The sequence below is a fragment of the Pseudomonas sp. MYb2 genome (genome assembly GCF_002979955.1).
In the GTDB taxonomy this organism is placed as follows: domain Bacteria; phylum Pseudomonadota; class Gammaproteobacteria; order Pseudomonadales; family Pseudomonadaceae; genus Aquipseudomonas.
The window spans coordinates 397,150-412,505 of sequence record NZ_PCQC01000001.1; the positions used below are offsets into that span (position 1 = coordinate 397,150).

General features: G+C 58.6%; 17 protein-coding genes. 10 read left to right on the top strand and 7 right to left on the bottom strand.

The annotated features are described in order from the left end of the window. Positions 1–14: 14 nt before the first annotated feature. The gene (gene pdxY / locus CQ009_RS01855; RefSeq protein WP_064389634.1) at positions 15–887 is read right to left on the bottom strand and encodes a pyridoxal kinase PdxY; all 873 of its coding nucleotides are present in this window, start codon (positions 885–887) and stop codon (positions 15–17) included. A gap of 117 nt (positions 888–1,004) precedes the next feature. Between pdxY and CQ009_RS01860 the strand changes: the two genes are divergently transcribed. Further along, a complete protein-coding gene (locus tag CQ009_RS01860; RefSeq protein WP_064389782.1) occupies positions 1,005–1,418 on the top strand; it encodes a DUF3301 domain-containing protein in 414 nt (137 codons plus the stop codon). Positions 1,419–1,452: 34 nt separating this feature from the next. Here CQ009_RS01860 and CQ009_RS01865 read toward each other — a convergent pair whose 3' ends face one another. Further along, positions 1,453–2,418 carry a GTP-binding protein gene (locus CQ009_RS01865; RefSeq protein WP_105704711.1) on the bottom strand — a complete coding sequence of 322 codons (966 nt, stop codon included), beginning with the start codon at positions 2,416–2,418 and terminating at the stop codon, positions 1,453–1,455. A gap of 29 nt (positions 2,419–2,447) precedes the next feature. On the opposite strand from CQ009_RS01865, the gene CQ009_RS01870 reads away from it, so the two are divergent. After that, positions 2,448–2,804 (top strand): hypothetical protein, encoded by a 357-nt coding sequence (locus tag CQ009_RS01870; RefSeq protein ID WP_064389636.1) that lies wholly within the window; start codon positions 2,448–2,450, stop codon positions 2,802–2,804. 4 nt (positions 2,805–2,808) lie between these two features. Here CQ009_RS01870 and CQ009_RS01875 read toward each other — a convergent pair whose 3' ends face one another. Both CQ009_RS01875 and zigA read right to left on the bottom strand, forming a co-directional pair. After that, positions 2,809–3,453 (bottom strand): DUF1826 domain-containing protein, encoded by a 645-nt coding sequence (locus CQ009_RS01875; RefSeq protein WP_105704712.1) that lies wholly within the window; start codon positions 3,451–3,453, stop codon positions 2,809–2,811. After that, positions 3,453–4,658 (bottom strand): zinc metallochaperone GTPase ZigA, encoded by a 1,206-nt coding sequence (zigA, locus tag CQ009_RS01880; RefSeq protein WP_105704713.1) that lies wholly within the window; start codon positions 4,656–4,658, stop codon positions 3,453–3,455. Before zigA ends, CQ009_RS01875 begins: the two co-directional genes overlap by 1 nt. A gap of 220 nt (positions 4,659–4,878) precedes the next feature. Between zigA and CQ009_RS01885 the strand changes: the two genes are divergently transcribed. Beyond that, positions 4,879–5,256, top strand: a complete 378-nt coding sequence (locus tag CQ009_RS01885; protein WP_105704714.1) for a glutamine synthetase — start codon at positions 4,879–4,881, stop codon at positions 5,254–5,256. Here the strand turns inward: CQ009_RS01885 and CQ009_RS01890 are convergent. Then, positions 5,253–6,455: an N-acetylmuramoyl-L-alanine amidase gene (locus CQ009_RS01890; protein WP_105704715.1), complete on the bottom strand. Its 1,203-nt coding sequence runs from the start codon at positions 6,453–6,455 to the stop codon at positions 5,253–5,255. The two genes, CQ009_RS01885 and CQ009_RS01890, sit on opposite strands and share 4 nt — an antisense overlap. 84 nt (positions 6,456–6,539) lie before the next feature. On the opposite strand from CQ009_RS01890, the gene folE2 reads away from it, so the two are divergent. Genes folE2 through CQ009_RS01920 form a run of 6 tightly spaced genes read left to right on the top strand, consistent with a single transcriptional unit; the run spans position 6,540 to position 11,746 of the window. Continuing rightward, entirely contained in the window at positions 6,540–7,436 is an 897-nt protein-coding gene (gene folE2 / locus CQ009_RS01895) for a GTP cyclohydrolase FolE2 (protein WP_105704716.1), read from the top strand. Beyond that, positions 7,433–8,101 (top strand): metal ABC transporter ATP-binding protein, encoded by a 669-nt coding sequence (locus tag CQ009_RS01900; protein ID WP_105704717.1) that lies wholly within the window; start codon positions 7,433–7,435, stop codon positions 8,099–8,101. Before folE2 ends, CQ009_RS01900 begins: the two co-directional genes overlap by 4 nt. Next, positions 8,101–8,967: a metal ABC transporter permease gene (locus CQ009_RS01905; RefSeq protein WP_064389643.1), complete on the top strand. Its 867-nt coding sequence runs from the start codon at positions 8,101–8,103 to the stop codon at positions 8,965–8,967. The genes CQ009_RS01900 and CQ009_RS01905 overlap by 1 nt, the downstream gene beginning before the upstream one ends. 11 nt (positions 8,968–8,978) lie before the next feature. Further along, on the top strand, positions 8,979–9,854 hold the full coding sequence (locus CQ009_RS01910; RefSeq protein WP_064389644.1) for a metal ABC transporter substrate-binding protein: 876 nt from the start codon (positions 8,979–8,981) through the stop codon (positions 9,852–9,854). Continuing rightward, the gene (locus CQ009_RS01915; RefSeq protein ID WP_105704718.1) at positions 9,851–10,411 is read left to right on the top strand and encodes a DapH/DapD/GlmU-related protein; all 561 of its coding nucleotides are present in this window, start codon (positions 9,851–9,853) and stop codon (positions 10,409–10,411) included. Before CQ009_RS01910 ends, CQ009_RS01915 begins: the two co-directional genes overlap by 4 nt. Positions 10,412–10,414: 3 nt before the next feature. Next, the gene (locus CQ009_RS01920; RefSeq protein WP_105704719.1) at positions 10,415–11,746 is read left to right on the top strand and encodes a dihydroorotase; all 1,332 of its coding nucleotides are present in this window, start codon (positions 10,415–10,417) and stop codon (positions 11,744–11,746) included. 112 nt (positions 11,747–11,858) lie between these two features. Here the strand turns inward: CQ009_RS01920 and CQ009_RS01925 are convergent, their stop codons facing one another. Beyond that, entirely contained in the window at positions 11,859–12,377 is a 519-nt protein-coding gene (locus CQ009_RS01925) for a DUF3617 domain-containing protein (protein ID WP_034152149.1), read from the bottom strand. A gap of 131 nt (positions 12,378–12,508) precedes the next feature. Between CQ009_RS01925 and cls the strand changes: the two genes are divergently transcribed. After that, positions 12,509–13,948, top strand: a complete 1,440-nt coding sequence (gene cls / locus CQ009_RS01930; protein WP_105704720.1) for a cardiolipin synthase — start codon at positions 12,509–12,511, stop codon at positions 13,946–13,948. A gap of 31 nt (positions 13,949–13,979) precedes the next feature. Here the strand turns inward: cls and cfaB are convergent, their stop codons facing one another. Next, entirely contained in the window at positions 13,980–15,167 is a 1,188-nt protein-coding gene (cfaB, locus tag CQ009_RS01935) for a C17 cyclopropane fatty acid synthase CfaB (protein ID WP_105704721.1), read from the bottom strand. Between the last annotated feature and the right edge of the window lie 189 nt (positions 15,168–15,356).

A 15,356-nucleotide genomic window follows, 5' to 3' on the forward strand; every position in this document is an offset into this window, starting at 1 on the left:
GATTCAACGCGGTATTACAAACTGATTGCAGTAGCTTCGAACTTCACCCGCGGATGCGCAATCCGATCCTGCGCTCGCACCAGCTGCAGCTCATAACTGGCACAGGCCTGAGTCTCCAGCAACACCTCGTGCACCGCCGCCGCCGTGAATTCGAACGCCGCCACCAGACTGTCGCCCAGCAGCACCCGCGCCAGAAACAGGCCAGAGGTCAGATCGCCTACACCCACCGGCTGACGCGGAAAAGCCAGCAGCGGACGGCGCAGATGCCAGCTGCCTTCAGCCGTTACCAACAACATCTCGAAACCATCTGCCGGTTTACCCGGGTAATCCAGATGCTTGACCAGCACCGCTTTCGGCCCACGCGCCAGCAGCGCCCGCGCCATCGCCAGGCAATCGAACAGCGACTGCGGTTTGCGCCCGGAGAAGCTGTCCAGCTCCAACTGGTTCGGGCACATGATGTCCGCCACGGCCGCCGCTTCTTCCAGCAGGAAATCACTGACTTCGGTCGGTACGCTGCAGCCTTTCTCCGGGTGGCCCATCACCGGATCGCACAGATAAAGTGCTTTGGGATTGACCGACTTGATGCGCTGCACGCCACTGAGAATCGCCCGGCCCTGAGCCGCGCTGCCGAGGTAACCGGACAGCACCGCATCGCAGTTGCCCAGCTCGCCAATTGCCGCGATGCCTTCGACCAGTTCGGGAATCTGCTGCGGTGCCAGAACTTCGCCAGCCCACTGGCCGTATTGGGTGTGGTTGGAAAACTGCACGGTATTGAGCGGCCAGACATTGACCCCGACCCGCTGCATCGGAAAAACCGCCGCGCTGTTGCCGGCGTGGCCGAACACGACGTGGGACTGAATGGCGAGCAGATGAGGCGTACGTTTCATTCGGGGCATTCCGTAAAACGATTGAAATTCAAGCCGCGCAGTATGCGACGAAACGCAGCCTGTACGACAGACCGGCGACGCAGTTAAGCTGACGTTATCTTTTGGAGTTTGATGTTGATGCTGACCCTCGAAAACATCTTTGTGCTGATGCTGTTCGCCGCTGCCGGCGCGTGGCTATGGCACAACCACGGCTTGCGCGAGCGGGCGCTGGAGCGGGTCAAACAGCATTGTCTGAACGTGCGCGTGGAGTTACTCGACGGCAACGTTGCACTGAAGAAGATCGGTTTCATCAAGGACGCCAATGGCCGCCGGCGACTGGCGCGGGTGTACAACTTCGAATTCACCGTGACCGGCGAAACCCGACATAACGGCACCATCACCCAGTTTGGCGCGCACAGTGCGCAGATCGAACTGGCGCCCTACCCGGCTCCGTTTGACGATACGCCGCCGGTGGTTGAAGTGCACAAGCCGCGCGCCGAAGTCATTGAGCTGAGTCAGTGGCGGCAGGAACATACCAAGTGGAAGCCTTGAAGGATCAAAAGATCGCAGGCTGCGATCTTTTGCTCTAACTTTCCCGACACCCCGGCAAACCCCGCTGCAGCTCATCGATGTTTTGCGGATCGACGAAGATAAGCTCAATCCGCGAATCCTTTCGCCATTCGCTCGCCTGCCAACTCAATTCGGCATTATCCAGGGCATTCGCAGACACCCAGCCCTTCGCGCTGTGGATAACCAGTTTCGCCCGCTGCCAATTGAGGCTGGTCAGCCAGTCAGCAATGCATTGCTTGTCGAATATCTGCTCCGGATGCCAACGCCAACCAATGCTCCAGCCACCCTCCTGCGCCTGACTCAGGCAGATCGGCAACGTCGGATCGCTCCAGACAGCGGGCGTTTGTCCTAAGCCCCTGGGCACGGCCAGGTTATCCACACCGCTGACCGCTTTTGCGGCGAGGCCCGGCAGTTCGCTGAGCGATAGCTGCGCCTGTTGCGTCCAGATCAGCGGGACTGCCGGCAACAGGCTGGCGATTCTTGCCCGGGCCGTGTCATCCAGGTTTTCAGCCTTGTTCAACAGCAACAGGCCTGCGCCTTCCAACGCTTCCCGCTGTGCTGCCGGCAGCGCTTTCCCCGCCTGAAGCGCCTGAGCATCCAGCACCAGCACACACGGCTGCGCTGCCAGTACACCCAGCCATGGCGCCTCATTCAACTGTTTGAGCAATTGCGCCGGATGCCCCAGTCCGGACGGTTCGATGAACAGCCGATCGGGTCTCGCCTTGCGCAGCAAACGCCCGAGGCCGATCTGAAACGGCGCGCCATTGACGCAACACAGGCAGCCCCCGGCCACTTCGCCCAGTGCGATACCATCGGCGTCACTGGTCAGCAGTGCGGCGTCGAGGCCGATCTGGCCGAACTCGTTGATCAGCACCGCCCAGCGCTCACCTTCTGGCCGCTGGGCCATGAGCTGGCGAATCAGGCTGGTCTTGCCGGCGCCCAAAGGGCCAGCAATGACATGGGTAGGAATGTTCTGCAACATGGCGGGAAGCTTTCTTGGGAGATGCAAAGATGCGTTGGATGGGATGGTCGTTGCTGTTGACGCTGCTGTCGAGTGAAGCGTGGGCACAGGCTTGCGTGGTGCACAGTCAGGGCGAGCGGCTCGACGTCAAAGTCTGTCAGCAGAACCGCAATATTCCGCAGAAACTGTTCAACGACGGCTTCTGCCAGCCAACGCTGGCCGGGCAGAAAGTCGAGGTGCAATACGTCGATAAGTGCCCCAGCGGTGCGTTTGGCGTGTGCAGCAACGCGCAAGTCGCCAATATGCCTTATCGCCAGGACATCCACTACTACGGCGTCGCCACCGATGCGGCGTATTTGCAGCCGTATTGTGAAGGCCAGAGTCAGGGTTCGTGGCTCAAGCCTTGAGACGCTAGCCAAGCCAGTCGAGGGTCAGTATCAAACGACGTTGGCCCGCAGCCGGTTGTGGCGAACGGTGGATCAGACCGAAACCCTCATTTCCGTGCCATTTTTCGCCTTTCAACAGCGCGACATCGCCACTGCCGAGTTGCTGAATTTGCGCGTGGGGCTCAGCGTTGGCCTGCCCCAGTTGCTGGCGATCCATCACGCCCTCCTTGAGCCATTGGCTGCCGACGCCGGCGTACGTGGTGATCAGCCGAACGGGCACGTGATCGACATGGAAACGCGGACACATGGCTTTATCGAGCACCCGCAGGCGCAGGCCGATCCGCTTGGCTCCCAGCAAACAGGCAAAGGCGCTGACCAGCCATTTCAGGTCGGCAATAAAGCCTTCATAGCCTTCCAGATCACGGAAGCCTGAAGCCAACCCGGTCAGGTCCGGTTCGGCGTCCTCGCTCACCAACTCCAGACATACCGATTCCGCCAAGGGTTCGTTGAGCGACAGCAATAACTGAGCGAATTCGCTGATGTGCAACGGCAGTTGCCGCTGCCACACGGCAAGGTTGGTGTCGTCGTCCAGAATTCGCGTCAGCGTCTTTGGCGTCGGCCCTTGATGCTGATGGCGGGTACGGTCTTGCTGCAGTTTCAGGGCTAGCATCAGGCAGCCTCTTCATGCCAAGGGCCGAACGGATCCACCAGCAATCGCCAACCCTCTACGCCGAGCGCCATTTCTTCATCGGTGAGCAGGCAGTCATCCAGTTCGTCGGAGAGCTGTAGGAAATCGATGTTTTGCCCGATGAAAATCAGCTCCTGACGGCAGTCTCCTACGCTCGGCGTCCAGTTCTCCATGATCGCAGCAGTGCTTTCCTGATCCTGAGGCCACTGGTTCTTCGGCACGAAACGCCACCAGCGCCCTGCAAAACCGTGGCGCATCAAGCCGCCGGCCTGCGACCAGCTACCAGCGTCGCTAGGTTTGCTCGCCAGCCAGAAGAAACCTTTGGAGCGCAGCAGCTTGCCGTTCAGCCATGGGCGATCGATGAAGTTGAAGAAACGTTGCGGATGAAACGGGCGGCGCGCACGGTAGGCCGTCGAGGCGATGCCGTATTCGTCGGTTTCCGGTACGTGCTCACCGCGCAACTCCTGCAGCCAGCCCGGTGCTTGCGCGGCTTTCTCGAAGTTGAAACGACCGGTATTGAGGATCTTCTCCAGCGGCACCTCGCCCATCACCATCGGAATGATTTCGGCTTGAGCGTTGAGGCGTTTGAGGATGGCGATCAACTCTTCACGCTCGGGCTGGCTGATCAGGTCGATCTTGCTGATCAACAGCACGTCGGCGAACTCGATCTGTTCGATCAACAGGTCGGTGATGGAGCGCTCGTCTTCCTCGCCAAGCATCTCGCCTCGGGAGGCAAGGCTTTCCGCCGCCTGGTAGTCCGGCAGGAAGTTCACACCGTCGACTACAGTAACCATGGTGTCGAGACGTGCGATGTCAGAGAGGCTTTGGCCGTGTTCATCGCGGAAGGTAAAGGTTTCTGCAACGGGCAGCGGTTCGGAAATCCCGGTGGATTCGATGAGCAAATAGTCGAAACGACCTTCACGGGCGAGTTTGCTGACTTCTTCGAGTAAGTCTTCACGTAACGTACAGCAGATACAGCCGTTGCTCATCTCGACGATTTTTTCTTCTGCGCGGTTCAAGCTGACATCGCGCTGAACTTCGCGGCTATCGATGTTGATCTCACTCATATCATTAACGATGACCGCTACACGAAGACCTTGGCGATTACGTAGTACGTAATTCAAAAGTGTACTTTTTCCGGCGCCCAAAAATCCTGAAAGTACGGTCACAGGCAATTCGGCTGACATTGGATAATCCTCTTGGAAGGGCAGCCGATTGGCGCTTTTACTAGCGCTTGGCGTTTATGCGCTTCTCACGAGGCTTCGCTGAAGGAAAACGCTGAAAATCGGCCCGCTCAGGCTTGGTTAAGTTTTATGTTATAATATAACAGCATAAATAAACCAGCCCTTCCCTTGTCCTGAGCGACAAACCGCAGGAGGCTGAGCCAACTCCACCTCGGAAATCGTGATGAAAACTGCGCTGAAATGCTCCCTGCTGGGCCTCGGCATGTTGATGTTCGGCAACGCATGGGCGCAGCTACCGCCACTCGCGACCTGCACCCGCAGCGCCAACCTGCTCGCGTGTGTGGATGCCGATGGCAATGCATACAGCGTCAACACCGTCGGCACCACCCTTTACCTGCGTGGATTTGAAAAGAATGGTCAGCGTTATTGGGCGCAAACCAACAGCCGTTTCGGTCAACTGACGTTTTTCACGGGCATCGCTTCGGACGGTGAAGCGTGGGTTGGCTATACCCGACGCGTGGGCTGGACGACCATCAACCGCTTTTCCAGCTCGGGCGGCAGCAGCGCGAAGTTCACTTGTAGCCGCCTGAACGGATGCTAGACCCGCGCCATCTGCTGCTCCTGCTGCCAAGCCAGATAGCTGTCGATCGGTGGATTTTTTTCGAAATAACGCTGCAAACCTTCGAATAAGCCGTTTGCCACGGCTTGTTGATGTCGAGCAGTAACTAGTCGCTGACTGTCGCGCACGTTGGAAATGAAGCCGGTTTCCACCAGAATCGACGGTACGTCTGGCGACTTCAACACTGCAAATCCAGCTTGTTCCACGCGTTTCTGGTGCAGGGTGGTGATGCCAGCCAGACTTCCCAATACCGTGTTACCAAGCTGCAAACTCGCAGCAATTGTCGCGCTCATCGACATATCGAGGATCACCCCGGCAAGCATCGGATCCTTATCCTTGAGATTGAGCAGACTGGTAGCACCGAGCAGATCCGCGCCGTTTTCTCGTTGAGCCATAAAACGCGCCGTGGCCGATGTCGCGCCACCTTCAGACAGGCAATACACCGAGGCTCCCGAAGCCGTCAGCCGTGGCGCCGCGTCGGCATGCACCGAGATGAACATGTCCGCCTTGTGCTGACGGGCAATCTCCACACGCTTGCGCAGAGGGACAAAAAAGTCGTCATTGCGCACCAGTTTCACGTCGAATCCTTTCTCTTTTTTCAGGCGCTTGGCGAGTAGCTGAGCGATGGCGAGCACCACATCCTTTTCTCGTTCGCCCTTGGCGCCGACTGCGCCAGGATCCTTTCCTCCATGCCCTGGGTCGACGACAACGATGATGTCGCGCTTCGGATGAATGCCGATTGTGGGTGTTTCACGTGGAACCATTGGCGCAGTCGGTGCAGATTTTTCGTTGACCAGATCCAGAACCAAACGATGACTTTGGCCATCCTGCGGCGCCAAAAGGAAGCTGTTCGGCAGTACCGGATTGCTCAGATCGAGCACAATCCGCGTATCTCCTTGACCAAAGGGCCCGGATCGAATTGAGCGAATGACTGTGCCATTAAGCGCCAAGTGACTGAAATCACCGTTCAAGCTTGCACCTGACACATCAATGATCAGCCGCTCTGGAGCGCTGAGGGTGAAGATTTTGTAGTGCACGGGCTCAGTCAAATCGAAGACCAGTCGTAGCTTTTTATCTGAGCGCCAAAGTCGTGCGCTGCGAATTTGCGTGGCGCAAGCACTGAAGGGAAGAGTAAAAGCCGCGCTGGCCAGAATCAGGTTGAGCAAATGACGTCTGTGCATATGAAAGCCTGTTCATGAAAAAGGCATCGTGGTTTGAATTGTTATAATGTAACATCCAATTCAATTAACACGATGGTCCTGAACATGAATTCGCTGACACTCCCGGATATCGCCGCGCAGTCCGCTCGCCAAGCCCTACCACTCGAATGGGTGGGCATGCATGGCATCGCATTGCCTGTTTTGTTGGAAGGCCAACGTTTGACTGCCAAGGCTGATGCGGGGGTTAGTCTTGATAACGGTGAGGCACGGGGCATTCATATGTCGCGACTTTATCTGGCATTGGAAGCGCTTGAACAACAGAGCCTTTCCCCTGCTCTACTGCACCAGGTCCTCAAGCGTTTTCTGGACAGCCATGAAGATCTATCCAACTGTGCCTATCTGAATATTCACACCGATCTGCTGCTCAAAAGACCTGCATTGATCAGTCCATTGGCGGGTTGGAAGTCCTACCCCACGACCATTTCGGCCAGCCTGAAAAACAAGATGTTCCACGTGGAACTCAAAATCGAAGTGCCCTATTCCTCAACTTGCCCCTGCTCCGCTGCCTTGGCGCGACAGTTGATCCAGCAACAATTCATCGACGACTTCGCCAACAAAGACCTTCAACATGCGGACGTTCTGGCTTGGCTCGGCTCCACTCAAGGCATCGTCGCTACGCCTCACAGCCAACGCAGCACCGCTGAGCTGCATCTACACCTCGACGAGTTCGTCGACGAGTTACCACTGAGCGTAATCATCAATGACGCCGAAGCGGCACTCGGCACCGCCGTTCAAACCGCCGTGAAACGTGCGGATGAGCAAGCCTTCGCCCTCGCCAACGGGCAAAACCTGATGTTCTGCGAAGATGCCGCCCGCCGGTTAAATCTCGCACTTCGCCGCACACCCGGAGTTAATCAATTCCACCTGCGAGTTATCCACGCCGAAAGTCTGCACGCCCACGACGCCGTCGCCGAAAGCCATTGGCAGCGTGAGCAAGCATGATCCGCTGCCAATCCCTGAGCTGGGGCGCCCCGGGCCAACCGCTCACTGCCACCCTGAATCTTGAGTTAGAAAGCGGCAGCCTCACGGCCATCATCGGCGCCAACGGCTGCGGCAAGAGCAGTCTTTTGAAAGTCATTGCAGGGCTGCAAAAACCTTTGGCGGGCAGAGTCAGTCTGAGTGTTCCACGCCAAAGCGGATTGTCATTCCTCCCCCAGCAACAGCATCTCGACCGCCAATTCCCCATCAGCCTTGAAGAGTTGATCGCTGCCGGTTTCTGGGGACGCCGACTCTCAACTCAACTGCGCGCACAACGCCTCAAAGACGCACTGGATAATTGGCACCTGAGCGGCCTCGAACGACGCCCACTCATAGCCCTCTCAGGCGGCGAGTTACAGCGCGCCTTGCTCGCTCGCTTGAGTCTGACCGACGCCCCCGTCCTGCTTCTCGACGAACCCCACGCCGCCCTCGACGAACTTGGCCAGCAACTGCTCTGGCAACACCTCCACGCCTGGCACAACGAAGGCCGAACACTCGTCGTCGTCTGCCACGACCTCGCTGCCGTGCGCCAACACATTCCACAAACCTTGCTGATCAAAAACCGCGAATGCGTGTACGGCGCCAGCGTTGAATTGATCCAGCAAACCTCACACACAAAGGTCGCCTGATGCTCGCCGCCGTCCACTTATGGCAACCGTTCAACGAGTTCGTGTTCATGCGCCGCGCCCTGCTGGGTGGTTTGGTATTGGCCTGCAGCACGGCGCCATTGGGTGTGTTTTTAATCCTGCGACGGATGAGCCTGATTGGAGACGCAGTGGCCCACGGCATCCTCCCGGGCGCCGCATTGGGATTCTGGTTTGCTGGTCTGAGTCTCCCCGCATTGACATTCGGCGGTCTCGGCGCCGGCCTGAGCATGGCTGGTCTTGCTGCCTGGATTACCCGCCGCACCGGTCTGCGCGAAGACGCGAGCCTCGCTGCGATCTACCCGATCTCCCTCGCCAGCGGCGTGCTGATTCTGGGTATCGCCGGCAAACGCCTCGACCTTCTCCATCTGCTATTTGGCTCGGCATTGGCTGTCGACGGCCCGACGCTCACCGGCATGTTGTGGGTTTCGGGATTCAGTCTGATCGCCATGACGCTGATCTACAAACCACTGTTACTGGACACTCTCGACCCGCTGTTCCTGCGAACCGTCAGCCGCCTCGGCCCAATTGCCCACGGCGTATTCCTGACTTTGGTGGTGCTCAATCTGGTGATCGGTTTCCAGGCCATCGGCGCGCTGATGGTGGTTGGACTGATGATGCTCCCCGCTGCCGCTTCGCGATTCTGGAGCCGTCGTCTGCCGATGCTGATCGCGATTTCCACGGTCATCGGTTCTCTCTCGGTCTGGTTCGGCTTGCTGCTGTCGTTCTATTACTCGCTGCCAAGCGGCCCGGCCATCGTGCTGGTCGCGGGCGTGGGTTATCTGCTGTCGGTGGTGTTCGGGCCGGTTCACGGTTTGTTACGCCGCCCGCCTTTGCTCACATCCCAATGAGGTGTTTCCCGATGCGCGCTCTACTCGTGTTGTTCAGCTTGATGCTGTCGATGTCATTGTCGGCGGCGGAAAAATTACCGGTGGTGACCAGCTTCAGCATCCTCGCCGACATGGTGCATCAAGTCGGCGGTGAGCATATTCAGATCACCAACATGGTCGGCCCGGACGCTGACGCTCACACCTACGAGCCGACACCGGACGATGCCAAAGCGTTGCTTGGCGCAAAATTGATCATCAAGAACGGTCTCGGTTTCGAGCCCTGGCTGGATCGACTGGTGACCAGCACCGAGACCAAAGCCACCGTCATCAGTGCCAGCCATGGCGTGATTCCCCGATCACTGGATGAGGACGGCGAAACCGTTCCCGACCCGCACGCCTGGCACAACCTGGCGAATGCCGAGTTGTACGTCGCCAACATCACCAAGGCACTGACCGCTGCCGACCCGGCGAACAAGGCCGACTACGAACGTAACAGCAAAGCCTATCTGAAGCAGATCTACGCCTTGCTCGCCGAAGCCAAAACCAAACTCGGTTCGTTGCCACCGGGCAACCGCAAGATCGTCACCAGCCATGATGCGTTTGGTTACCTCGGTCAGGCCTATGGCATTGACTTCATGGCGCCCCAAGGTTTGTCCACCGAGCGCGAACCCTCGGCCGCCGAAGTCGCTGCGCTGATCACGCAGATTCGCCAGGCCAAGGTCAAAGCGGTGTTCATGGAAAACATCAAGGATGCGCGTCTGCTCAAACAGATTGCCGATGAAAGCGGCGCACACATCGGCGGTACGCTGTACTCGGATGCCCTCGCCACGAATGGTCCGGCCAGTACTTTCACTGGCCTGTTCGAATACAACCTCGACACCCTATACGACGCGCTGAGCCGACCATGATCCGCAAGAATCCTTCAGGCGATTTACCGCAAATCGCCGAGTCGGCCTACGTCGATAAAACCGCAATCATCTGCGGCAAAGTGGTGATTGGCGAGAACGTCTTCGTCGGCCCCTACGCAGTCATTCGCGCAGACGAAGTGGACGCCACGGGTGAAATGGAGCCAATCACCATTGGTGCCAATTCGAACATCCAGGACGGCGTGGTGATTCACTCCAAATCCGGCGCGGCAGTCACCATCGGCGAATTCACATCCATCGCGCACCGCTCGATCGTGCATGGCCCGTGCGTGGTCGGCGATCGCGTGTTCATCGGTTTCAACAGCGTGTTGTTCAACTGCGTGGTCGGTGACGGCTGTGTAGTGCGGCACAACTCGGTGGTCGATGGCCGGGATTTGCCCGACGCGTTTTACGTGCCCTCCACCACCCGCATCGGCCCGAACACCGACCTCTCGCAATTCCCGCCAGTGAGCGTCAGCGCCTCGGAGTTTTCCGAAGACGTGGCGCGCACCAATGTCGATCTGGTGCGTGGCTACAAAGCCTTGCAGAACGAGTTCTGAACCATGAGCAGCGTGCTGATTCGCAACGCCAGGCTGATCAACGAAGGGTGCGAATTCGACGCTGATCTATTGGTCAGCAACGGGCGCATCGTCAAGATCGCGCGCAGTATCGAAGGCGAAAACGCCACGGTGGAAATCGACGCGAAAGGCCAATGGCTGCTGCCGGGGATGATTGATGACCAGGTGCATTTTCGTGAGCCGGGTGCCCCGGCCAAGGGCAGCATTCACACCGAGTCGCGCGCGGCAGTTGCCGGCGGCATTACCAGTTTCATGGACATGCCCAACACCAACCCGGCCACTCTCACCCTCGAAGCATTGGCCGATAAAAAGCGCCGGGCGGCGATCAACTCAGTGGCCAATTACGGCTTTCACTTTGGCGTAAGTCGAGACAACCTCGACACGGTAGCCGCACTCAATCCGTGCGAAGTGGCCGGCGTGAAAGTGTTCATGGGCGCCTCGACCGGCAACATGCTGGTGGATGATCCGCAGATCCTTGAGCGACTGTTTGCCGGGGTGCCGACCATTCTGTTGGCTCACTGCGAACACACACCGAGCATCGACGCCAACGCGGCCAATCTGCGCGAGCTGTTCGGTGAGCGCATCCCGCCAGCCGCTCACCCGATGATCCGCAATGCCGAGGCGTGTTATCGCTCCTCTTCATTGGCAGTGGAACTCGCCAAACGTCACGGCACGCGCCTGCATGTGTTGCACCTCACCACTGAGCGCGAATTGGCATTGTTCGAGGACAAACCGTTGGCGCAAAAACGCATTACCGCTGAAGTCTGCCTGCACCATTTGCTGTTCGATGATCGCGACTATCCAAGCCTCGGCAACCTGATCAAATGCAATCCGGCGATCAAGACCCAAGCTGATCGCGATGCCCTGCGTGAAGCATTGAACAGCAACCGGCTGGATGTCATCGGCAGCGATCACGCGCCGCATACCCGGGAAGAAAAGCAGCGCCCTTATTCGCAGGCGCCTTCTGGGTTGCCACTGGTGCAGCATGCTTTGCCGGCATTAATGGAGCTGGTCGCAGACGGTGTTCTGCCAATCACGACGCTGGTGGCAAAGACCAGCCATCGCGTCGCGGATCTGTTTGCAATTCCGGATCGGGGTTATTTGCGCGAAGGGTATTGGGCGGATCTGGTGTTGGTCGAGCCGCAGACAATGAAAGTTGATCGGCAACCGATTCTGTCGCAGTGCGGATGGACGCCGTTTGCCGGGCGCAGCTTTCGGCATCGGGTGAGTGTGACAATTGTGTCGGGGCAGATTGCCTGGCGGGAGGGTCGGGTGAACGAGGGGTGTCGCGGGCTGGCGCTAAGATTTATGCGCTGATTCAAAAACCCTGTAGGAGCTGACGAGTGCAACGAGGCTGCGATCTTTTGATCCTGTTTTTATCATCAAGATCAAAGGATCGCAGCGTGCCGCAGCTCCTACAGGGGATGTTTTAGGCGCGGGGTTTAACGGCGCCGCAATCCTGGCCCAGCCAGACAGCACGGGTTTCCAGGCTGCCCTTCTGATTGATCCCGATCGCGTTGAACGTGCCGTTGGCCACGGTGGTGAACTCGCGATCACTGAGGAACGTCGCCACCCCGGTGCCCTGCGCTTTCGGGCAACTGAAGCGGAATTTCCACTGGTTGCCGGTGCGGTCGGTGATCTGCTGTTTGCAGCCCGATTGCGGATCGGCCAGCGGGATATCGTTGGTCGCCACCTGTTCGGGCGTCAGACACGCGCGAATACCTTTGCCGCCGATATTGATCCCGTTCTTCTCCAGCGCCGCGCGCTGTTGCGGGGTCATCTGGCCTTGCAGTTGGCCGAGGATCGATTGCACATCCATCGGCTGGTCATCGACCTTGACGTTGCTCGATGTCATTTCCCACAGCCCCGGCTGCAGCATCTGCGCCTGCGCAACCACCGGCAATGCCAAACCCAGGCCCAGCGCCAAACCCAGCAGACGAACGTTCATCGAAAAACTCCTGATCAGTAGTGGCCGTTAGACGTCGGCCGGTTGCTTCGGTTCATGCACCAATTAAATAGCGACATTCGCGACAGAACATGGTCTGTTAAGCATTGAATCTTCCGGAGCAAGGCTGCCCCATGGATTATTTTGGACCGCACATTTTCGGTTATCTGATCGCCCTGATACATACCCTCGGCTTGATCGCCGCCGTTCATGCGGTGCTCACCGTGCGCACAGCTCAAGGCTCGATCGCTTGGGCATTGTCGCTGATCTTCATTCCCTACCTCACGCTAATTCCGTACCTGGTGTTCGGTCGCAGCACCTTCGATGGTTATATCAAGGCACGGCGCCAGGCCAACGAACAAATGCGTCAGGCGATCTCCGAACTGAACTGGCGCCCATGGGTGGAAGAAGCCCTCACCGCGCGCGCCTCCAGTGCCTACGCCTCGTTACGCGCAATGCCCAAACTGGGGCGGATGCCGTGCCTGGCCAACAATGAAGTGCAGCTATTGGTGAACGGCACCGCCACGTTCGATGCGATTTTTCAGGCAATCGATCAGGCGAAAGAAGCCGTGCTGATCCAGTTTTTCATCATCCACGACGATCGACTTGGCCAACGCCTGCGCGATTTGCTGCTGAAGAAAGCCGCCGCAGGCGTCTCGATTCACTTGCTCTACGACGGCATCGGCAGCCACGCCCTGCCCCATAGTTATGTGCAGACACTGCGCGATGGCGGCGTCGAAGTGAAAGCCTTCGCTACACGCAGCGGCTGGCTCAATCGCTTTCAGGTCAATTTCCGTAATCACCGCAAAATCGTCGTGGTCGATGGCGTGGTGGGATTTGTCGGCGGGCATAACGTCGGCGACGAATACCTGGGCGAGAAACCACCGCTGGCACCGTGGCGCGATACCCACGTCAAAGTCCGTGGCCCGGTGGTGGCGTGCATGCAGGAGTCGTTCGCCGAAGACTGGTTCTGGGCCGCACGCACCCTGCCGCCGCTGATCCTGCCTGATGAATACCCTGACGACGGCGTGCTCTGCCAACTGCTTGCCAGCGGCCCGGCAGACGCCTACGAAACCTGCTCGCTGTTCTTCGTCGAGGCGATCCATGCGGCGACCGAACGGGTGTGGATCACCAGCCCGTATTTCATCCCCGATGAAGCGGTGTTCGCCGCGCTGAGACTGGCGGTACTGCGCGGCGTCGATGTGCGGTTGCTGCTGCCATCGCGCCCCGATCACCGCATCGTCTATGCCGCCTCCAGCCTTTATGCCTTTGAAGCGGTGCGTGCAGGCGTGCGCGTGTTCCGCTATGAACCCGGGTTCCTGCATCAGAAAGTGGTGTTGATCGACAGCGAAATCAGCGCCATCGGCAGTGCCAATCTGGACAACCGCTCGTTCCGCCTGAACTTCGAAGTGATGCTGCTGACGGTCGACAGCGACTTCGCTGCCAGCGTGGAACAGATGCTCAATCAGGATTTCGAGCAAGCCTATGAAGTCGCCAAAGAAGAAAGCCGGGAGATCCACCGCCTGCAACAACTCGGCATGCGGATCGCCCGGCTGATTTCACCGATTCTCTGAAAGCCCTCTCCCACATGGAGAGGGAAGCCGCTTATGGGTTATAGATGTCGTCCCGCGTCCATGGCAGTTCATGGCTGCCATCCGCGTGCGCCTTGACCGCGAGGATCTGGTGCAGATTGATCCAGCCGCGCGCAAACGCGTAGGCGCAACCAGCCAGGTACAAACGCCAGATGCGCAGGGCCTGATCCGGCACCAGTTTGCCCGCGGCTTCAAGGTTGTCCTCCAGCCGCTCGCTCCAGTGATCCAGCGTGCGCGCGTAGTGCAGGCGCAGACTTTCGACGTCGACAATCTCCAGCCCCGCTTCGCTGATCTCCGCTGAAATCATCGACAGGTGCGGCAACTCGCCGTTGGGGAACACATACTTCTCGATGAATTCCCCGGCACCGCGTCCCACCGGACGGCCATCGGTGTGCTTGGCGGTGATGCCGTGGTTCATCACCAGCCCGCCCTCCTTCACCGCGCCGAACAGGGTCTTGCAGTACTCGGCCAGATTGGCGTGACCGACGTGTTCGAACATGCCGACGCTAACCACCTTGTCGAAGCGCCCGTCTTGGGGCAGATCACGATAGTCGAGCAGTTGCAGTTCGATCTGGTCTTCCAGGCCCTCGGCTTTGACTCGCTCGCGCGCCAGTTCCAGTTGTTCCTTGCTCAGGGTGATGCCGAAGACTTTCGCCCCGAACTCTCGCGCGGCATACCGCGCCAGCCCGCCCCAACCGCAACCGACATCCAGCAGATAGTCGCCCGGCTGCAAACGGAGCTTGCGGCATAAATGACGGAATTTGGCTTGTTGCGCCTGCTCGAGGGATTCGCTGCCCGTTTCGAAATACGCGCAGGAATACGCCATGTCGCTGTCCAGCCAGAGCTGGTAGAACGCGTTGGACAGGTCGTAGTGGTAGGAAATGGCTTTGGCGTCGGTTTCCTTGTCGTGCAAGGCCCGCACCGGCTGATTGTCGTCATCGTCGCCGAGCAATGCATTACTCAATTCGTCGCAGACCCGGATGACTTCGCTGATCGAGCCCTCCAGTTCAAGCTTGCCTTCGACGAATGCCGCTCCCAGCGCATCAAGGCTTGGGTGGGTGAACTGGGTGACCATCTGCGGGTCCTTGACCACGATGGTGACGCTGGGCGTCGGCCCCAGATTGAACTCATGGCCGTCCCAGAGTCGCAGGCGAAGCGGCAGCTGCAGATTCTGTAAGGCCGGTGGAAGTTGCGCGAGCATGGAAAATCCCCCTTGTTTCAGACCGTCAGATCTGAGGGTAGACCATCCTGGAAAAATAGCAGGCTATCGATTTAATTAGCCAAAACTATCGTTGCAGACGCTCCAGCAAGCCTTCCTGAAACTACTGTTTCAACCCGCTAACAGCTTGCAGCGGCGCGCCCTCACCCTAAATGACTGCTAACGCGGCGC